Below are 17,757 nucleotides of genomic sequence, written 5' to 3' on the forward strand. Positions count from 1 at the left end.
AGCGATCGCGCGGCTCGAAAAGCCGCATTGCGGGAACAAAGCGGTGCCTTTCATGAACAACAGGACGTCACTCTTTCCGACCATGTCGCTGATCTGCTGCTGGACGTCGCTCATTGGTGATCTCCCGATGGAATGGCGGTCTCGAGCTGCAGTGCGTGGAGCTCGTTGCCCATCTTGCCCTGAAGCGCGGCATAGACCGCCTGGTGCTGGCGCACGCGGCTCATCCCCGCGAAGGACGGGCTGATGACGCGCGCCGAATAATGATTGCCGTCCCCGGCAAGGTCGGTGATTTCAACCGCCGCGTCGGGCATGGCGGCAAGGATCATTGCCTCAATCTCCTGCGCAGCCATCGCCATCAGTTGGAGGCTTCGATGATCTGCCGGCGGGCCTCGACCAGTTTGTGGCCGAGCGCCTCGCGGATCGTGGCCTCGTCGCACTCGACCCCGGCGGCCGTGACATCGCCAAGCACCTTGCGGATCACGTCTTCATCGCCGGCTTCCTCGAAATCGGCTCGGACCACGTCCTTGGCATAGCCTTCGGTCTCGGTATCCGACAGGCCCATCAGGCGCGCCGCCCATTCGCCGAGCAGGCGGTTGCGCCGGGCGATGATCCGGAACTGCATTTCCTCGTCGCGCGCATATTTGGTCTCGAAAGCGCGCTCGCGGTCGTTAAATTGGCTCATTGTCTATCCTCATGGATGATCGTTGATGGCCAGATAGGCGGAGCCACGCAGCGGCGCAATGATTCACGCGCGCGCTAGGGCGAGCCACACGCAAGAAAGGGCCGGCCCCGCATCAGCGAGCCCGGCCCTTCCGATTATCCAGCAATCAGCCGACGCTTAGCCGCGTTCGGGCTCCGGCGGTGGCGGCGGCGGCGGCGGCGGCGGGGGGCACGCATCCGTCGCCAGGGTCACCGACCCGTCCGGACACGTCTGCGTCGCCGGTGGCGGCGGCGGCGGCGGCGGGGGTGGCGGCGGCGGTGGCGGAGGCGGCGGTGGCGGCGGCGCGAAATTGTAGATCAGGCTGGCCAGCACCGAATGCGACGAAAAGCGGGTATTAAGACCGTCGTCCTTCAGGCGATCGGTGCGGAAATAACGATACTTCAGCCCGAGATCGACATTGTCGCTGACCGCATAGCGCGCGCCCGCAAGCAATTGCCACGCAAAGCCTTTATCCTTGGCTGAGCCTGAGTCGAACTGATTGCCAAAATCCAGCTTGATCCGCGTATTGTGATAGCCGACGCCGCCACCCGCGTAGAGCGCGAAACGATCGGACACATTGAAGTCGAACAGGCCGTTGAGCATCAATGACCAGACGCGTGTATTGCCATTGCCATCGACCTGGACGCCATTGACGACCTGATTTGTGGTCGGCGGACCTTCTTGGGCTAACGAATTTTCAACATTGAAGAACGCGACTTCATAGCCGCTATGCTTGGCACGCTTGTAGCCAAGCTCGCCTTCAAGGCGGAACAGGCCGAAATCATAACCGATAATGGCATCGAGATCGACGCCGGTCTTGTAATCCACATCGATGATGTCGCCGAAGCCGTCGGCGCTGATGGTTTCATCCTTGGGAAAAAGAAGGCCGCCTTCGATCCCGGCATACCAACTTTTATCCACTGCCATCGCCGGCGAGGCGAGCGACGTTGCGGCCAGCGCCGCCAAAACTACGTATCGCATTGAAAACCCCTGTTTTTAATGTGCAACATACGCAGTTTATCCTTAATCGAGATTAATGACAATCCGCGTCTTTCTGACTCGACAACTTTTTTAACCCTTTTCGTTTATGCGACTGGGCATGCGCCACGAATCCTTCGCCGACACCGCCACGCCCGTCGTTTCACTGCCCGAACTGGTCGGTGCCTTCAGCTATGCCCTTGACCTGACCGAGGGGCAGCCGGCGGGCCATTGCATCCGCGCCTGCTGGATTGGCAGCCATGTCGGGCGCGAGCTTGGGCTCAACGCGGCCGAGTTGAGCGACCTGTACTACACTATCCTGCTCAAGGATCTGGGCTGTTCGAGCAACGCCGCGCGGATCTGCGAATTGTACGAGGCGGATGATCGCGCCTTCAAGCAGGGCTTCAAGACGGTCGGTACCAATCTTGCGGCAACGCTCCGCTTCGTCGTCGCCAAGACTGCGCCTTCGGCCCCGCTTCACAAGCGCGTCGCAGCGATCGGCAATATCTTCAAGAATGGCGATTCGATCGCGCAGGAAATGATCCTGTCGCGCTGCACGCGCGGGGCCGATATCGCTCGCTCGCTGCGCTTCTCGGAGGCGGTGTGCGACGGCATCTACCGCCTCGATGAGCATTGGGACGGATCGGGCCGGCCGGGACGCCTGCGGGGCAAGGCAATCCCGTTGTTCGCCCAGATCGCGTTGCTGGCGCAGGTCGCCGACGTGTTTCATACCCACGCCGGGGCCAGTGCCGCGATCGACGAAGTGTCGCGCCGCGCCGGCACCTGGCTCGACCCCGATCTGTGCGCTGCCTTCGCGCGAGTCGCCGACAAGCCGCGATTCTGGTCCGACCTGGCGTCGCCCTTGCTCGACGCGCGATTGCTGACGATGGCTCCGGCCGGTGCAGCGATCGCGGTCGACGACGATTATCTCGACTCCATCGCCGCCGCCTTTGGCCAGGTAATCGATGCCAAAAGCCCCTACACGGCGGGCCATTCCACCCGCGTCGCCACGCTTGCGTCGCAGATCGGCCTGGCGATGGGTATGCTTCCGGCGCGGCAACGCTGGCTGTACCGCGCGGCTTTGCTCCACGATGTCGGCAAATTGAGCGTCTCCAACGCCATCCTCGACAAGCCCGGCAGTCTCGACGAGCGCGAGTGGGAAGCAATGCGCGGCCACGCCACCCATACCCAGGCGATCCTCGGCCGGATTAGCGCCCTCGCCGACATCGCACCGATCGCTGCGGCCCATCATGAGCGGCTCGACGGCATGGGCTATCCGCTGCGCCTCGACGAAGCGCAGATCACGCGTGAAACGCGGATCATCACCGTGTGCGATTATTTTGACGCGCTAACCTCCGACCGGCCGTACCGGGCGGCAATGAGCATTGACGAAGCGCTGGCATTGATGACCGCCGAGGAGGGCAAGGCAATCGACTCCGAATGCCTCGCCGCGCTTCGCGCGATCGCCGCTTAGAGTTCGACCACGACCTTGCCGATGACGCGGCGCGCGGCAAGTGCGGCAATGGCCTCCCCGCCACGGTTCAGCGGGTAAGTGGCGCTGACGACGGGTGCGATCTTGCCCTCGTCCCACAGCCGGAACAGGGTTTCGACATGCGCCGCATTGGCCTTGGGATTGCGCGCCGCAAACGCCCCCCAGAACACCCCGCGCACGTCGCAGCTTTTGAGCAAGGTCAGGTTGAGCGGCAGCCTGGGGATGCCGGCGGGGAAGCCGACCACCAGATAGCGCCCATCCCACGCGATCGAGCGCAGCGCCGGCTCGGCATAATCGCCCCCGACCGGATCGAAGATCACATCCGCGCCCGCTGGCCCGACCGCCTCCTTGAACATTTGCGCCAGCGCCTTTGATCCGTCCTTATCAAATGGACCGCGCGGATAAATTATTGCCGCGTCTGCGCCCGCCTTGCGCGCCGCCGCGGCCTTGTCCTCGCTCGACACGGCCGCAATCACCCGCGCCCCGCGCGCCTTGCCAAGCTCGACTGCGGCCAGCCCGACCCCGCCCGCCGCACCGAGCACCAGCAAAGTCTCACCCGCCTTCAGGTCGCCACGATCGTAGAGCGCGTGGATCGAGGTGGCGTAGGTCAACAGCAATGCCGCGCCATCGGTGAAGCTGCGACTGTCGGGTAGGCGGAACGCGGTCTTGGCGCTGATCACGATCTTCTCGACCAGCCCGCCCCAGCCCGGCACCGCGATCAGCCGGTCGCCGATCGCCCAGCCGGTTACGCCGTCGCCGACCGCCGCGACCTCCCCCGCAATCTCCCCGCCCGGCGCAAACGGGCGCGGCGGCTTGAACTGATATTTGTCCTCGATGATCAGCACATCGGGATAGTTGATCGCCGCGCTGCGGACCCGCACCAGCAATTCGCCGGGGCCAGCGACGGGATCGGGAAGCTCGTCAACGGTCAGCGTTTCAGGACCGCCGGGGGCGTGGCTCAATAGCGCCTTCAACGCGCTTCTTTCGGGAAGGCGGGCAGCTTGGCGATATCGGCGGGTTCATGCTGGATGATTACCTTGGCGCGATAGCTTCGCGCCAGCCGCTCGAACCGGTCGATCGACGCCAATGTCTCGGCGCGGCTGGTGTTGAACGGCGGCACGCCCCTCAGCTGGCGAGCCATGGTCGAATGATAAAGATCGCCGCTCAGCATCACGTTGCCGCTGGCCAGCTTGACCAACAGCGCGATGTGGCTTGGCGTGTGCCCGGGCAGGTTGAGCACGATGACACTGCCATCGCCGAACACGTCGATGTCACTGCCGGCCATCACCTGCACCTTGGCATCGACGCTGCGCCACGGGCCGAACGGATCCTTGGGTCCCGTGGTCGCCTCGAGATCCTTCTTGCCGATCAGCAATTTCGCCAGCGGAAAGTCCGCCGCCTGCCCAGTGTGGTCACCGTGCATGTGGCTGATCCCGACGATGTCGATGTCCGAGACCTTGAGGCCGAGAGTCGCGAGCTGGTCGGGGATCGTTCGATCGACCCGGACGATCAATGCCCCCATGTCGGTTGACTTGCCTTTCAGCGCGGCCGGAAAACCGGTGTCCCACAGCAAGACGTCACTGCCATGGCGGACCACGTAGCAACTGCTGGTAATTTTCCGCGGCCCGACCGGATATTCATGCGTGTCGGAGAAGAAGGCGTCGAAATTCTTGACCGTCGCATTGCCGCAATCGAGCCGGACGATCGACAGTTTGGCGGCGGGCCCGGGCTGGGCCGAGGCACCCGCGCTCAACGCCAATGCGGTTGCTATGCCCACATATGCAATTGCCTTCATGCCGACGCTCCTATTGTTAGGCGATGTAATTCGCCGTGGTCTTGGCCTGGATCTCGTCGCCCGTGACGCCAGGTGCCAACTCGATCAATTTGAACGGCGATGCGTGATCGGGGCGGTGGAATACGCCGAGGTCGGTGATGATCATGTCGACACTATTCTTCCCGGTCAGCGGCAGCGTGCATTTGGGGATGAACTTGGGGCTGCCGTCCTTGGCATTATGCTCCATCACGACGATGATCTTCTTGACCCCCGCAACCAGGTCCATCGCCCCGCCCATGCCTTTGATCATCTTGCCCGGGATCATCCAGTTGGCGATGTCGCCGCCCTCGCTGACCTCCATCGCGCCGAGCACGGTCAGGTCGATATGCCCGCCACGGATCATCGCGAAACTGTCGCTGCTCGAGAAATAAGACGATGAGTCGAGCTCGCTGATCGTCTGCTTGCCGGCGTTGATCAGATCGGCGTCGACCTCGTCCGCGTAAGGAAACGGCCCGATTCCGAGCATGCCATTTTCCGACTGCAAGGTGACCGTCATCCCGTCGGGAATATTGTTGGCGACGAGCGTGGGAATGCCAATGCCGAGATTGACGTAATAGCCGTCCTTCAATTCCCGCGCGGCACGCGCCGCCATCTGGTTGCGGTCCCAGCTCATGCCGCGCGCTCCCTCGTGGTCACAAACTCGATTTTCTTGTCGTAGGGCGAGCCGTCGATCATGCGTTTGACGTAAATGCTTGGCAGGTGGATCGCGTCCGGATCGAGCGCGCCGACCGCAACAATCTCCTCCACCTCCGCCACGCAGATCTTGCCGCACGTCGCGGCAGGGGCGTTGAAGTTGCGGGCGGTCTTGCGGAACAGGAGGTTGCCGACTTCGTCCGCCTTCCAGCCTTTGATGATGCTCAAATCGGCGCGGATGCCACGTTCGAGGATATACTCCTCACCGTCGAAGCTCTTCGCTTCCTTGCCCTCGGCGACCTGCGTGCCGACACCGGTCTTGGTGTAGAAACCGGGAATGCCCGCGCCCCCGGCTCGCATCCGCTCGGCGAGTGTCCCCTGCGGACAAAATTCGACCTCCAGCTCGCCCGCCAGATATTGCCGCTCGAACTCCTTATTCTCGCCGACGTAGGAGCTGATCATCTTCTTCACCTGCCGCGTGCGGAGCAATTTGCCGAGCCCTTCATTGTCGATCCCGGCATTGTTGCTGGCGATGGTCAAATCCCTGACCCCGCTCGCTACGATCGCGTCGATCAGCCGCTCGGGGATGCCGCACAGGCCGAAGCCCCCGGCGGCGATGGTCATGCCGTCGAACAGCAACCCGTCGAGGGCGGCGGCGGCGTCGAGATAGATTTTCTGGGCCATGCAGCGTCCTTAGGCAGGCGCTTTCGCGGCGGCAAGGCGGGTTACGGGTGGACCAGAATTCCGGCGCGCGGATCGGCCTTGCCAGCGACCGCATCACAATAAGCGGCGAGCGCGGCGTCGGGGCCATCGCTAACCTCAATGCGGAACAGATTCCGCGCATCGCTGAGGAAAGCGGTCCAGGCGGTTGCCATGCGCGACTGGAAGCCGCCCGGGCCCCATTCCTTCGATCGTTTGGCGACCCGCGCCGGCGCGAAGAAACCGACCGCGGGGACCCGCGCGGCCGGGGCCGAATCCCAATGCGCTTTGCCGACCACGAGGTTGAGCTTGAGCTCCTCGCCAAAGTGGTAGTGAAGCGCCGCGGTCAATCCGCAATCGCCCGCGATATCGACGAACGCGGACGGGATCGCGGGGTCGAGCGCGGCGATATCGTTGTAGAGGATCAGATCGTCGTAAAGGCCCGCGCCTTCTAAGAAATCGCGGCCCCGCGAAGAGGTTAGCCCGATCAACTTCGGACGGTTGCCCCGCTGATTCATGGCATGGGCAAAGCCGATCGCGGTCTTGGACGAGGCGCTGGCGACCAGCACCTGGGCCGCGCCGAAGTCGGCCTCATCCTCGAACTGGTCGGCGATCAGCCAGCCGGTCAGGTACAGCGGGCGAAAGACCGGCCACCAGTCGCGATCCGCTTCGACGAAATCGCCGAGCGCCGACACGCGCAGATAATGGTCGTACACCGCCGGCATCGCATCCCGATGCGCCGCGACATCCATGAAACCACCCGCGTTTACCCGTCCCGGAGTCAGCCGCACATGGCTCGCCATCGGATAGAAACCGTAAAATTGCTCGCCCTCGTCTACCCCCTCGGCAGCGCTCCGCGTGACGGTCGCAAAACCCCATACCGGCAGCCGCCCCGGTCCCTCGCCACCGGGCGAGAAGAAGTCCCAATAGCCCTTGCCATTGGGGAACAACCCGATCGGCTTACCCAGCGCAGCATAAGTCACATTGTTGGCGGTCATCGCGAAGCACTCGACCCGCACCTCGACCTCGCCCGGGGCGAGATCGATTGCCGGTTCATCGACAAGCGCAGCCTTCGCAATATCGTCCCGGTCAATGTCGATAGCCCAGCGCGTGTCGGTCATCGTCTGCTCCTTGCTGCGATCATGTGGCGCCAGCCGCGCCGACACCTGAAATCGCTTCGAGCGCGATGGCGCGCTGGTCCCATGGAACGAAGAAATGATCGTGATCGAGTGCCGCGACCACGTTGGCGCTGATCCCCGCGTCGGCCAGACGACGGGACAGGACCGCCGTCAGGCCGATCGCCTCAAGGCTCGAGTGAACACCCAGACTGATCCGCGCCCACGCACCATCGGCCCGTTCGCGGATTGCGGTGACTCCACCGTCCTCGCGAATCAGGGCAAAATCACCCTCTCCCAGCGACAATCGCTCGACCCGCTCGAACGCGTATCGTGCGGCACCAAGTTGCGGTCGAAGGTCGGCGAGCAGGCGCGTCAGGTCGCGCTCGCCCGCCATGACCGATCAGCCCTTCAATTTCGACAGCACGCCCTGCAGTTGCATCGCGTTGGACATGTCGCCCTCGACCTTCAACTTGCCGGTCATGAAGGCGGTCATGCCGTCCAATTGGCCGTCGGCCATCGCCTGCCAGTCGTCCCACGCAATCTTGATCGTCGTGTCGGCCGCGCCATCGTCTTCGCTGACCGTGTTGCCGACGCCGTCGAGCATGATCGTGCCCTGGTCGCCAAAGTCGAGCTTGACGGTCTTGCCCGGCAGTACGGCGCCGACGTCGTTCATCTTGGCGGCGAGTTCGGTCTTGGTCATGCGATCGGCTCCTGTTTCGATTGAAAACCGATCTAGCGAGCGGGTGGGTTGGCGACAAGCGTCTCAACGCCTATCTCACCCGTCATGAGTTATGACGCAGAGCTGAAGCTGTTCATCGACGGAAACTGGAAGAGCGGCGAAGGCCGCGACGCTTTTACCGTCATCAATCCCGTCACCGCCGAGGGCATCGCCGAGGTGCCTTTGGCCACCGCCGCCGACCTGGAGGAAGCGCTCGCCGCTGCCGAACGCGCCTGGCCGTTGTGGCGCGCGACCGAAGTCGAGAAGCGTGCCGCGATCCTCCACAAGGCCGCCGCCTTGCTGATCGAACGCGCCGATCATATTGCCGCCATCCTGACGCAGGAGCAGGGCAAACCGCTCGCCGAGGCCAAGGCCGAAGTCACCGGATCAGCGTCGATGTTCACCTGGTACGCCGACGAGATCAAGCGCGACTATGGCCGCACGTTGGTGCGCCCCACCGGTCAACGGTCGATCGTTATCCGCCAGCCCGTCGGCCCGACCGCGACCTTCACGCCGTGGAATTTCCCGATTTACCTGCTCGCCAAGAAGATCGCCGCCGCGCTCGCTGCTGGCTGCCCGGTGATCAGCCGCCCGCCGCAGGAAACCCCCGGCTGCACCGGCGAATTGTTCCGCGCTTTGGACGATGCTGGAATCCCCAAGGGCGTCGCGCAACTGGTCCACGGCAAGGCGGCGCTGGTCAGTGAGGCGCTGTTTGCGTCCCCCGTCATCCGCAAGGCCAGCTTCACCGGATCGGTCCCGGTCGGCAAGCATCTGATGAAGCTTGCCGCCGATCATATGAAGCGCATCACGCTCGAGCTTGGCGGCCACGCGCCGGTGTTGATCTTTGACGATTGCGATCTGGAAAAGATGCTCGACATGGTCGTACCGCAGAAATTCCGCAACGCGGGTCAGGTTTGCGTCTCGCCGACCCGCTTCTACGTCCAGGAGGGCATTTACGACGCCTTCCTCAAGGGCTTCGCGGCCCGGACCGCGCACGTCAAGATCGGCGATGGGCTCGACGCCACAACCAAGATGGGTCCGCTCGCCAATGCGCGGCGCCCCGACGAGATCGAGAAACTGGTCAACGACGCCGCAGCCAAGGGCGCTCGCGTTCTTGCGGGCGGCGAGCGCGGCGATTCGGGTTTCTTCTTCCAGCCGACCCTGCTCGGCGATGTCCCCATCAATGCCGACATCATGAACGAGGAGCCGTTCGGCCCGGTCGCGGTCAGCGCCAGCTTCAAGAGCTTCGACGACGCCATCGAACAGGCCAACCGCCTGCCGTTCGGGCTCGCCGCGTTCGCCTTCACCGAAAATGGTCGCCGTGCCAATTTGCTCGGCGACGCGATCGAAAGCGGGATGGTCGGGATCAACACCTTCGCCATTTCGACCGCCGACGCGCCGTTCGGCGGGGTTAAGGATTCGGGCTTCGGCAGCGAAGGCGGCAAGGAAGGGCTCGAGACCTATCAGGTGGTCAAGGCGATCCATTTGGCCTGATCCGCGGCCAAACCAAACCGTCGGTCGTGGCTGTTCTGGATTAGCCGCGCGCTGGTTACGATCGGCGCGGCGCCACATTCGCCCCTAATGGTCAATATGCATCGTTAGGCGTATGCTCTTCATCGGGGGGTTAAGATGATGATCGGGTCACTCGCCATAACCTTTGCAGCGATATTCTTCGGCGCTGCATTCTATCTGTCGATTGCCGAACATCCGGCGCGGCAGGGCCTTCCGGTCGGAGCGACGCTCGCCGAGTGGAAGCCATCTTACCAGCGCGGCTTCATGATGCAGGCAAGCATCGCGGTCCTATCAGGCGCTTGCGGACTGATCATGTGGTGGATCGAAGGCGGCCCCTTATGGCTCGCTGGCGCAATCACGATTCTTGCCAATTGGCCCTACACGCTAATCGTGATGATGCCGGTCAATCATCGGTTGGAGGCAACCCCGTCCGAATCGGCGAACGATGAAACCCGGCAATTGCTCAATCGGTGGGGCCGGCTGCATTGGGTCCGAACCATCCTCGGCGGAGCGGCGACAATGCTATTATTGTTCGCCACCCGCTAGGCGATCACCAAAGCGGCTTGCTCGGGCGATGCTCCTTGCGGACGACATCGCCCTTGATCAGCTTGCTTTTCAGCCCGGTGCGCGCTTTTTCGGCGCCGTCGCTGCTCATGCACACCAGCCGCACGCCGCCCGACGACAATTTCTCGATCGCCGACACGCCGACGTCCTTGCCCTTGCAATAATCGACGGCGGCGTTTTCGCTCATATTGAGAAAAAGAACTCGGCTCATGGATAGTCTCCTGATTGGAAAAGCGAGAGCGCACGGTCTCTCAGTCACAGGAGGCTTTTTGAGGTTCAAGGTCGAGTGATGCGGCATCCCTAGCATAGTTTTGCGCCGCCGTCCTGCGTCGCCGAAATCAATCGCTAATGCACCGCGTGCGAAGCTTGCACTGGCACCCCTTCTGCTGCGATCCGCAAATTCTGCATCATTCCGTGGTCGCCGTGGAACATGATGTGGCAATGGATGACGAAATCGCCGGTAAAGCGCTCGTAGCGAGTGCGGAACGCGACCCGCACACCCTCCTTGATCATTACCGTGTCCTTCCATTCGCCCGTCAGCCCGGCATAGTCGGGATCGAAGGCCGGGCCCTTCGGGTCGCTCAAATCGCGGCCTTCCTGATCGTGGATCGAAATGATCTGGAACGGGTTGACGTGGATGTGCAGCGGGTGGCCGATGGTCAGCGACGTCGCGCGCCATTCCTCTGCTTTGCCCAGCGGCAGCACCGCATCGATCCGATTATGGTCATAGGACAGGCCATTAACCCGGAACGCGGTTTCCTCGGGGCCGCCGACGATGTTGAGGATGACCTCGCGCCAGGCGGCGACCTCGGTCGTCGGGATCGGCTTGTGCCAGGTGAAGGAGGTGAGCTTCAGTCCATCGTTCAACTCGCCGATGACACGGTCGCGGACGGCAGCACGCTCCCTTCCGGACAGCGCCTTCTCCGCCGCCTTGACCAACATGGATTGAAGCATGGCCCCGGCATCGCCCTCGCCAGTTGCCGCGCCCCTGGCTCCGACCAGCGCCACCATGCGCGCCGGGTTGGGGTTGTCCTTGTCCGTGTCGATGCGACTGGTGTCGTTGACCATGCAATAGGTTCCCGGCTCCGGCAGCCGCGCCAGCACGTCAACGCGCTCGCCGGCGAAGAGGATGGCCTCGTCCACCTTTTGCACCGCCGATCGGGTCAGCCCGTCCATCGCGATTCGCCACATTGGAAGCGGTTGGCCGGTGCAGTAGCGCTGTCGCCAGGCGATCTGGTCTTCAGCCTTGACAGACGCCAAGGGCGGCGCGGCGGGATCGAGCCGGTAGAGCCGCAGGCGCATCCCCTCGCCCGTGCCGGCATTAACCAGGCGCCAGCGCTCGAACGCACCGGCTTTCGCATCGGCAAGCTGCGGCTGCACCCGGCCATTGATGCCGGTGTAGCGGCCCGTCTCGCGCCAGCCCCAGTCATTGTCGAAGCCCTCGATGCCGCCGGTTTTTCCTGGCGCGCAGGTGAACGGGCGGATCGGCTCACCATCCTTGGTGCGCTTGCCCTCGTTCAGCCCCTTGTCGTTGAGGCAGCCGTACGGAATCTGCTGGAACAGCATGATCCGCTCCGGGAAAGGCCGCCCGCGCTGATCTTTCAGGAGCACGTCGATATCGCCGGGCTTAGTCGCCGTCGGCAGCCGGTCGCCGGTGACGATCAGCGCTCCGGCCATGCCGCTGCCGACCTGAACGAAGCCAGCGCCGTGATGGTGGGGATGATACCAGAAGGTGCCGGCCGGGTGATCGGCAGGGATATCGTAGGCGTATTGGAACTGCTCCCTAGGCTTGATCGAAATCAGCACGTTGTCGCTGTTGCCCGAGGGCGAGACCCACAAGCCATGCGTGTGCAAATTGGTGTCGTTGAAGCACAAATTCGTAGCGCGCTGTTCGTTGCTGCATCGCTCGAGCTTGTTGTCGATCAGCACGTTGAGCCGCTGACCGGGCGCGACGCGGATTGTCGGCGCAACGAAATCGCCCGGCTTCGCCCCCGATCCGATGAACGATCGTAGTTCAACCTTGTCGTCGGTCAGTGTCCAGGGATTGTAGAGCGTGCCTTGCGCGCGACCGATTTCGAAGCGGTAATCGACGGGCGGCGGCGCGGCCGCGCCAGCCAACATGGCCGCGATCAGGATGTCCATTGGCTCCCCCAAGCCCCGATTGAACGCTTACAATCGTCCGGAATTTGCACTCATTTCGGGCGCGTGACAAGCTCCCACTCCACAAGCCGCGTGACACAAGCTAGAGCCGATCCATGACCTTACGCACCGGTGGCCAGATCCTCGTCGAGCAGCTCAAGATCCAAGGCTGCGACCGCATTTTTACCGTTCCGGGCGAGAGCTTCCTCGCGGTGCTCGATGCGCTCCATGATGCGCCGGAGATCGACCTCACCGTCTGTCGCCAGGAAGGCGGGGTCGCGTACATGGCCGATGCCGATGGCAAGATGACCGGGCGGCCGGGCGTCGCGTTCGTCACCCGCGGCCCGGGCGCGACCAATGCCAGTGGCGGAATCCATGTCGCGATGCAGGATTCGACACCGCTGATCATGTTCGTCGGCGATCTCGACCGCGCCGACAAGGATCGCGAAGGCTTTCAGGAAATCGACTTTCAGGCGTTTTTCACGCCGATCGCCAAATGGGCGGCGCGGATCGACGATGCCCGGCGGATTCCCGAATATGTTGCCCGCGCCTATCGCGTCGCCACCGCCGGCCGCCCCGGCCCGGTGGTGCTCGCCATCCCCGAGGACATGTTGCGCGACCTAGCCGAGGTCGAGGATCGCCCGGCCATCGCCCCGCTCGTCCAGCCGCCTTGCGCTGGCGCGATGGGGGCATTGTTCGACCTGTTGAAAGACGCGACCGTCCCAGTGGCGATCATCGGCGGCGCCGACTGGAGCCCGGCCGCAGCGCATCATTTCGCGACCTTTGCCGCGCGCCGCGGCATTCCCACCGCCGCCGCCTTCCGCCGCCAGGACGCAATCGCCAACACATGCTCGGTCTATGCCGGCCAACTCGGTTACGGCCCTAACCCCAAGCTCCAGCAGCGCATCCGCGACGCCGATCTGCTGCTCGTGGTCGGTGCGCGGCTCGGCGAATCGACCACCGACGGCTACAAGCTCATCACCCCCGACCACCCCGACCAGTTGCTGGTCCACGTCCACCCCGACCCCAACGAACTTGGTCGCGTGTTCAAGGCCGACCTCCCGATTTGCGCCGACATGGGCGAATTTGCCGAGGTCGCGGCCGACTGGCATGACCCCGAACTGGTGCGCTTCAAATCGGGTGAAGAAGCGCATAGCGACTGGCTGCAATGGAGCGAACCAGCACCCCGCGACGGCGTGAGGCTCGACCTCGGCCCATGCGTCAAGGCGATGCGCGACTCGCTCCCTGCCAACACGATCATCTGCAACGGTGCAGGCAATTTTTCGGGCTGGTGGCACCGTTACTGGCGCTACGGCGTGATGCCGACCCAGCTCGCCCCGACCAGCGGCACGATGGGCTACGGCCTCCCCGCCGCCGTCGCCGCGAGCTTGCGCTTCAAGGATCGAACCGTGGTCTGTGTCGCCGGCGATGGCGATTTCCTGATGAACGGGCAGGAACTCGCGACCGCCGCGCAATATGGTGCCGATTTGCTGATCATCCTGGTCGATAACGGCGCCTACGGTACGATCCGGATGCATCAGGAACGCGATTATCCGGCGCGGATCAGTGGCACGAAACTCGCCAATCCCGACTTCGTCAAACTGGCCGAAGCTTATGGCGGCTGGGCGATCCGAGTCGAGGCCACCGCCGACTTCGCCCCCGCCTTGGCCGACGCGGCCGCCCGCAAAGGCATCCGCCTGCTCCACTGCGTCACCGATGTCGAAGTGATCAGCAACCAGACCACGATCGAAAAATTGCGCGCGAGTTAAGGCGCGACGTCGGCCAGAAATGCCATGACGGCACGCCAAACTTCCTCCGCGCCCGTGGCGTTGCGCGCAGCGATCAACGTCGACGAGCCGTGCACGCCGCCGCTTTCCGGCACGAATTGCCGCTTATTGGCCGATGGCGAGGCCACGACCAGTGCCTTGGCCGCCGCAATCTCTTCACCATCCTTGGCCGAGGTGACGAACAGCGGCACCTTAACCCCACTCGCCCAGCGGCGTACCGGATTGCCACCGCCGAAATATTCGTCCGGTGAAAAAGCGAGCAGCGCGGCGATCTTGCCGGGATTCTCGGACGCCAGTTGCAGCACCAACGATGAGGAGTAGCTGCTGCCCCACAGGATCACCGGAAGTTTCCTGTCCGCAGCCCAGCCAAGCGTCGCGCGCAAATCCTTGATCGCGTCGCCATAGTCCGCCTCGCGGCCGAGCGCTTCCACGGTCTCGTTGGTCGCGCCGAACATCGTTCCGCCCGACCGTTGGTCGATCGCCAGCGCGCTATAACCCGCCGCCGCCAGCCGCGGCGCAATGGTTGCATATTCCGCCTTGTTCGACCCCGCCTGATGGAACAGCAGGATCAGCGCCTTGGGGTTCGCCGCCAAATAATAGTCGCCGTGGACCACCACGCCGTCCGCCGCTTTCAGCATCACGGCCTGCAGTGCGGCCGGATCGGATGCCCGCTGGTCGGTGGCTGGTGACGAGCCGCGGGCGGTTGGCGATGCATTGCACGCCATGGGGGCAAGGCCCAACAGGGGGACCAAGAACAGCAGGTTCCGCAACGTCAACTCCCGCGACTCGTCAACCATCATTCGCCAATATGGAATGTCTGGTTACTGCGTCTCGCGATTTTTCGCACGAAAATGCGTCAGATCAGCCCCGCCAACGGACTGCTCGGATCGGCGTAGCGGCGCTTCTGCATCCGACCGGCCATATACGCCTCGCGCCCCGCCTCGACTGCAAGCTTCATCGCCCGCGCCATCCGGATCGGGTTCTTGGCCTCGGCAATCGCGGTGTTCATCAGCACCCCGTCGCAGCCCAATTCCATCGCCACCGCCGCATCGCTCGCGGTGCCGACCCCGGCATCGACCAGCACCGGCACCTTGGCGCCCTCGACGATCAGCCGGATGGTGACGCGGTTCTGCAACCCCAGCCCCGACCCGATCGGGGCACCCAGCGGCATGATCGCCACCGCGCCGGCCTGCTCGAGCTGCTGCGCGGCGATCGGGTCGTCGGCGCAATAGACCATCGGCAGGAAGCCCTCGTTGGCTAGCACCTCGGTCGCGCGCAGCGTCTCGCGCATGTTGGGGTAGAGCGTCCGCGCCTCGCCCAGCACCTCGAGCTTGACCAGATCCCAGCCCCCTGCCTCGCGCGCCAGCCGCAGCGTGCGGATCGCATCCTCGGCGGTGAAACAGCCTGCGGTGTTGGGCAGATAGGTGATTTTCTTGGGGTCGATATAATCCATCAGCACCGGCTGCGACGGATCGGAAACATTGACCCGCCGCACCGCGACCGTGACGATCTCGGCGCCCGACGCCTCGACCGCCGCCGCATTTTGCGCGAAATCCTTATACTTGCCCGTGCCCACGATCAGCCGCGAAGTGAATGTCCGGCCGGCTACGGTCCAAGTCTCGTTTGCGTTCTCCGGCACTTACCCACCCCCGACAAAATGTACGATCTCAAACGCATCGCCATCCGAGACTTCCACGCTGGCCAGGCTCGAGCGCGGCACGATCTCCAGATTCCGCTCGACCGCGACCCGCGCCGGATCGAGCCCGATCTCGGCCACCAAAGCGGCGATCGTCGATCCCGCCGCCACGGGCCGGGTCTCGCCATTGATCTGGACGTGGATGATGTCGGTGTCGGTCATATCGACTAGGGCAGATAGGAAGCGGTAGCAGCGAAGGCAAACATGGCACGCACAATTTTCGTCCTCAACGGCCCCAACCTTAACTTGCTCGGCACGCGCGAGCCGGAAATCTATGGCCGCGAATCCCTTGACGACATTGCCGCCACTCTCACCGACCATGCAGCCAGTCTTGGCGTCACGCTCGACATTCGCCAGTCGAATCACGAAGGCCACCTCATCGACTGGCTCCATGAAGCGCAAAGCTCTGGCGCCAACGCCGTCATCATCAACCCCGGCGGCTACAGCCACACCTCAGTCGCGCTCTACGATGCCGTCAAAGCGATCACCACCCCCGTCATTCTTGTCCACTTGACCGACCCGGCGACCCGCGAATCCTTCCGCCAAATCGATCTCGTCGCCCTCGCCGCGACCCACGTCATCACGGGTCAGGGCACCCGCGGTTACGTGAGGGCACTGGACGCGGCGGCCCGCCTCTGACTATGAGCGCGCTTCGTTTTAGCGACAGGAAGTGATTGATGGCCGACAGCAAGGACGGGCACAAAATGCGGGTCGACAGCGCGTTGCTGCGCGAACTCGCCGAATTGCTCGCCGCCAATGATTTGAGCGAGATCGAGGTCGAGGACGGCGATCGTAAAATCAAGGTCCGCCGCGATGCCGCCCCGGTGATGGCGTATGCCCCGGCCCCGCAAGCCGCCCCCGCCGCAGCCCCCGCTGCCGCAGCGTCGGCGACCGATACCGCCCCGGCAGCAGTTCCGGTCGATTCCGTAAAATCTCCCATGGTCGGCACCGTTTTTCTCTCGCCCGAGCCCGGCGCGGCAGCGTTCGTCTCCCCCGGCCAGGCGGTCAAGGAAGGCGATACGTTGATGATCATCGAGGCGATGAAGGTGATGAACCCGATCACCGCGCCCAAGGCCGGTACGGTCAAACAGGTGCTGGTCAGCGATGCCCAGCCGGTCGAGTTCGACCAGCCGCTCGTCGTCATCGGCTAAACCCACCCATGCCGATCAAGAAACTGCTGATCGCCAATCGCGGCGAAATCGCGCTCCGCATTCATCGTGCGTGTCACGAAATGGGCATTCTCACCGTCGCGGTCCATTCGACCGCCGACAGCGACGCGATGCACGTCCGCCTCGCCGACGAATCAGTCTGCATCGGGCCGCCTGCCGCCAAAGATTCCTATCTCAACATGGCCAACATCATCTCGGCCGCCGAAATTACCCACGCCGACGCGATCCATCCCGGTTACGGATTCCTGTCCGAAAATGCGCAGTTCGCCGAGATCGTCGAAAGCCACGGGATTTGTTGGGTCGGCCCCAAGCCCGAACATATCCGCATCATGGGCGACAAGGTCGAGGCCAAGCGCACCGCCGCCAAGCTCGGCCTGCCGTTGGTCCCCGGATCGCCCGGCCCGATCGACAATGTCGCCGAGGCGCGCGTTATCGCTGCGGAGGTCGGCTATCCGGTGATCATCAAGGCCGCATCGGGCGGCGGCGGTCGCGGCATGAAGGTGGTCGAGGAGGAAGCCCATCTGGAATCGGCGATGATGCAGGCCGCGTCGGAAGCCAAGGCCGCGTTCGGCGACGCCACCGTCTATCTCGAAAAATATCTCGGCGATCCGCGCCACATCGAATTCCAGATTTTCGGCGACGGCGAAGGCAAGGCGATCCACATCGGCGAACGCGATTGCTCGATCCAGCGGCGCCACCAAAAAGTGATCGAGGAAGC

At 63.6% G+C, this 17,757-nt stretch carries 20 protein-coding genes and 2 pseudogenes; 7 read left to right on the forward strand and 15 right to left on the reverse strand.

The window, feature by feature from the left end:
- The 4 genes and pseudogenes from RMN73_RS02205 to RMN73_RS02220 all read right to left on the reverse strand — a co-directional run.
- Window positions 1-114: pseudogene (locus RMN73_RS02205) on the reverse strand (monothiol glutaredoxin, Grx4 family); the annotation flags it as partial.
- Window positions 111-356, reverse strand: a complete 246-nt coding sequence (locus tag RMN73_RS02210) for a BolA family transcriptional regulator (protein ID WP_309601686.1) — start codon at window positions 354-356, stop codon at window positions 111-113. The gene RMN73_RS02210 and the pseudogene RMN73_RS02205, both read right to left, overlap by 4 nt.
- Complete coding sequence (locus tag RMN73_RS02215; protein WP_309601687.1) at window positions 356-682, reverse strand: DUF1476 domain-containing protein; 327 nt, start codon at window positions 680-682, stop codon at window positions 356-358. Before RMN73_RS02215 ends, RMN73_RS02210 begins: the two co-directional genes overlap by 1 nt.
- A gap of 156 nt (window positions 683-838) precedes the next feature.
- Complete coding sequence (locus tag RMN73_RS02220) at window positions 839-1,681, reverse strand: outer membrane beta-barrel protein (RefSeq protein WP_309601688.1); 843 nt, start codon at window positions 1,679-1,681, stop codon at window positions 839-841.
- Window positions 1,682-1,799: 118 nt separating this feature from the next.
- Between RMN73_RS02220 and RMN73_RS02225 the strand changes: the two genes are divergently transcribed.
- The gene (locus RMN73_RS02225) at window positions 1,800-3,152 is read left to right on the forward strand and encodes an HD domain-containing phosphohydrolase (RefSeq protein WP_309601689.1); all 1,353 of its coding nucleotides are present in this window, start codon (window positions 1,800-1,802) and stop codon (window positions 3,150-3,152) included.
- On the opposite strand, the gene RMN73_RS02230 is transcribed toward RMN73_RS02225, so the two are convergent.
- Genes RMN73_RS02230 through RMN73_RS02260 form a run of 7 tightly spaced genes read right to left on the reverse strand, consistent with a single transcriptional unit; the run spans window position 3,149 to window position 8,154 of the window.
- Window positions 3,149-4,144, reverse strand: coding sequence for an NADPH:quinone oxidoreductase family protein (locus tag RMN73_RS02230; protein ID WP_309601690.1), 996 nt, complete (start codon window positions 4,142-4,144; stop codon window positions 3,149-3,151). The genes RMN73_RS02225 and RMN73_RS02230 overlap by 4 nt on opposite strands.
- Window positions 4,141-4,965, reverse strand: a complete 825-nt coding sequence (locus tag RMN73_RS02235) for an N-acyl homoserine lactonase family protein (RefSeq protein ID WP_309601691.1) — start codon at window positions 4,963-4,965, stop codon at window positions 4,141-4,143. The genes RMN73_RS02230 and RMN73_RS02235 overlap by 4 nt, the downstream gene beginning before the upstream one ends.
- 16 nt (window positions 4,966-4,981) lie before the next feature.
- The gene (locus RMN73_RS02240; protein ID WP_309601692.1) at window positions 4,982-5,617 is read right to left on the reverse strand and encodes a 3-oxoacid CoA-transferase subunit B; all 636 of its coding nucleotides are present in this window, start codon (window positions 5,615-5,617) and stop codon (window positions 4,982-4,984) included.
- Window positions 5,614-6,321: a CoA transferase subunit A gene (locus RMN73_RS02245; RefSeq protein ID WP_309601693.1), complete on the reverse strand. Its 708-nt coding sequence runs from the start codon at window positions 6,319-6,321 to the stop codon at window positions 5,614-5,616. Before RMN73_RS02245 ends, RMN73_RS02240 begins: the two co-directional genes overlap by 4 nt.
- Before the next feature lie 41 nt (window positions 6,322-6,362).
- Window positions 6,363-7,457: a DUF2855 family protein gene (locus RMN73_RS02250; protein WP_309601694.1), complete on the reverse strand. Its 1,095-nt coding sequence runs from the start codon at window positions 7,455-7,457 to the stop codon at window positions 6,363-6,365.
- A 19-nt stretch (window positions 7,458-7,476) separates the two neighbouring features.
- Complete coding sequence (locus RMN73_RS02255) at window positions 7,477-7,848, reverse strand: ACT domain-containing protein (protein ID WP_309601695.1); 372 nt, start codon at window positions 7,846-7,848, stop codon at window positions 7,477-7,479.
- Window positions 7,849-7,854: 6 nt separating this feature from the next.
- The gene (locus RMN73_RS02260; protein ID WP_309601696.1) at window positions 7,855-8,154 is read right to left on the reverse strand and encodes an SCP2 sterol-binding domain-containing protein; all 300 of its coding nucleotides are present in this window, start codon (window positions 8,152-8,154) and stop codon (window positions 7,855-7,857) included.
- A gap of 84 nt (window positions 8,155-8,238) precedes the next feature.
- Between RMN73_RS02260 and RMN73_RS02265 the strand changes: the two genes are divergently transcribed.
- Window positions 8,239-9,666, forward strand: a complete 1,428-nt coding sequence (locus RMN73_RS02265; RefSeq protein WP_309601697.1) for an NAD-dependent succinate-semialdehyde dehydrogenase — start codon at window positions 8,239-8,241, stop codon at window positions 9,664-9,666.
- 135 nt (window positions 9,667-9,801) lie between these two features.
- A complete protein-coding gene (locus RMN73_RS02270) occupies window positions 9,802-10,230 on the forward strand; it encodes a DUF1772 domain-containing protein (RefSeq protein ID WP_309601698.1) in 429 nt (142 codons plus the stop codon).
- 4 nt (window positions 10,231-10,234) lie between these two features.
- Here the strand turns inward: RMN73_RS02270 and RMN73_RS02275 are convergent, their stop codons facing one another.
- Both RMN73_RS02275 and RMN73_RS02280 read right to left on the reverse strand, forming a co-directional pair.
- Complete coding sequence (locus RMN73_RS02275; protein WP_309601699.1) at window positions 10,235-10,459, reverse strand: hypothetical protein; 225 nt, start codon at window positions 10,457-10,459, stop codon at window positions 10,235-10,237.
- A 134-nt stretch (window positions 10,460-10,593) separates the two neighbouring features.
- Window positions 10,594-12,390 carry a multicopper oxidase family protein gene (locus RMN73_RS02280; protein WP_309601700.1) on the reverse strand — a complete coding sequence of 599 codons (1,797 nt, stop codon included), beginning with the start codon at window positions 12,388-12,390 and terminating at the stop codon, window positions 10,594-10,596.
- A gap of 113 nt (window positions 12,391-12,503) precedes the next feature.
- Between RMN73_RS02280 and RMN73_RS02285 the strand changes: the two genes are divergently transcribed.
- The gene (locus RMN73_RS02285) at window positions 12,504-14,156 is read left to right on the forward strand and encodes a thiamine pyrophosphate-binding protein (RefSeq protein WP_309601701.1); all 1,653 of its coding nucleotides are present in this window, start codon (window positions 12,504-12,506) and stop codon (window positions 14,154-14,156) included.
- Here the strand turns inward: RMN73_RS02285 and RMN73_RS02290 are convergent.
- Together RMN73_RS02290 and thiS are read right to left on the reverse strand one after the other, a co-directional pair.
- Complete coding sequence (locus RMN73_RS02290) at window positions 14,153-14,914, reverse strand: serine aminopeptidase domain-containing protein (RefSeq protein WP_309601702.1); 762 nt, start codon at window positions 14,912-14,914, stop codon at window positions 14,153-14,155. The two genes, RMN73_RS02285 and RMN73_RS02290, sit on opposite strands and share 4 nt — an antisense overlap.
- 116 nt (window positions 14,915-15,030) lie before the next feature.
- A pseudogene (thiS, locus tag RMN73_RS02295) lies at window positions 15,031-16,032 on the reverse strand (sulfur carrier protein ThiS).
- Window positions 16,033-16,074: 42 nt separating this feature from the next.
- Here thiS and RMN73_RS02300 point away from each other — a divergent pair.
- From RMN73_RS02300 to RMN73_RS02310, 3 genes are all read left to right on the forward strand, one after another.
- On the forward strand, window positions 16,075-16,509 hold the full coding sequence (locus tag RMN73_RS02300) for a type II 3-dehydroquinate dehydratase (protein ID WP_309601703.1): 435 nt from the start codon (window positions 16,075-16,077) through the stop codon (window positions 16,507-16,509).
- Between the two features lie 38 nt (window positions 16,510-16,547).
- Complete coding sequence (gene accB, locus RMN73_RS02305) at window positions 16,548-17,021, forward strand: acetyl-CoA carboxylase biotin carboxyl carrier protein (protein ID WP_405051509.1); 474 nt, start codon at window positions 16,548-16,550, stop codon at window positions 17,019-17,021.
- A gap of 8 nt (window positions 17,022-17,029) precedes the next feature.
- Window positions 17,030-17,757: biotin carboxylase N-terminal domain-containing protein (locus tag RMN73_RS02310; RefSeq protein WP_309601704.1), on the forward strand; the 728-nt coding region annotated here is incomplete at its 3' end.

Origin of the sequence: Sphingomonas sp., from assembly GCF_031372575.1 — a bacterium.
GTDB lineage: Bacteria > Pseudomonadota > Alphaproteobacteria > Sphingomonadales > Sphingomonadaceae > Sphingomicrobium.

What these genes read in the sequence shown, in the direction of transcription:
- RMN73_RS02215 (WP_309601687.1), bottom strand. Translation starts at nt 682, where the DNA reads ATGAGCCAATTTAACGACCGCGAGCGCGCTTTCGAGACCAAATATGCG.
- RMN73_RS02225 (WP_309601689.1), top strand. Translation starts at nt 1,800, where the DNA reads ATGCGCCACGAATCCTTCGCCGACACCGCCACGCCCGTCGTTTCACTG.
- RMN73_RS02300 (WP_309601703.1), top strand. Translation starts at nt 16,075, where the DNA reads ATGGCACGCACAATTTTCGTCCTCAACGGCCCCAACCTTAACTTGCTC.
- RMN73_RS02275 (WP_309601699.1), bottom strand. Translation starts at nt 10,459, where the DNA reads ATGAGCCGAGTTCTTTTTCTCAATATGAGCGAAAACGCCGCCGTCGAT.
- accB (WP_405051509.1), top strand. Translation starts at nt 16,548, where the DNA reads ATGGCCGACAGCAAGGACGGGCACAAAATGCGGGTCGACAGCGCGTTG.
- RMN73_RS02260 (WP_309601696.1), bottom strand. Translation starts at nt 8,154, where the DNA reads ATGACCAAGACCGAACTCGCCGCCAAGATGAACGACGTCGGCGCCGTA.
- RMN73_RS02240 (WP_309601692.1), bottom strand. Translation starts at nt 5,617, where the DNA reads ATGAGCTGGGACCGCAACCAGATGGCGGCGCGTGCCGCGCGGGAATTG.
- RMN73_RS02285 (WP_309601701.1), top strand. Translation starts at nt 12,504, where the DNA reads ATGACCTTACGCACCGGTGGCCAGATCCTCGTCGAGCAGCTCAAGATC.
- RMN73_RS02220 (WP_309601688.1), bottom strand. Translation starts at nt 1,681, where the DNA reads ATGCGATACGTAGTTTTGGCGGCGCTGGCCGCAACGTCGCTCGCCTCG.
- RMN73_RS02245 (WP_309601693.1), bottom strand. Translation starts at nt 6,321, where the DNA reads ATGGCCCAGAAAATCTATCTCGACGCCGCCGCCGCCCTCGACGGGTTG.
- RMN73_RS02210 (WP_309601686.1), bottom strand. Translation starts at nt 356, where the DNA reads ATGGCGATGGCTGCGCAGGAGATTGAGGCAATGATCCTTGCCGCCATG.
- RMN73_RS02270 (WP_309601698.1), top strand. Translation starts at nt 9,802, where the DNA reads ATGATGATCGGGTCACTCGCCATAACCTTTGCAGCGATATTCTTCGGC.
- RMN73_RS02280 (WP_309601700.1), bottom strand. Translation starts at nt 12,390, where the DNA reads ATGGACATCCTGATCGCGGCCATGTTGGCTGGCGCGGCCGCGCCGCCG.
- RMN73_RS02235 (WP_309601691.1), bottom strand. Translation starts at nt 4,965, where the DNA reads ATGAAGGCAATTGCATATGTGGGCATAGCAACCGCATTGGCGTTGAGC.
- RMN73_RS02250 (WP_309601694.1), bottom strand. Translation starts at nt 7,457, where the DNA reads ATGACCGACACGCGCTGGGCTATCGACATTGACCGGGACGATATTGCG.
- RMN73_RS02265 (WP_309601697.1), top strand. Translation starts at nt 8,239, where the DNA reads ATGAGTTATGACGCAGAGCTGAAGCTGTTCATCGACGGAAACTGGAAG.
- RMN73_RS02255 (WP_309601695.1), bottom strand. Translation starts at nt 7,848, where the DNA reads ATGGCGGGCGAGCGCGACCTGACGCGCCTGCTCGCCGACCTTCGACCG.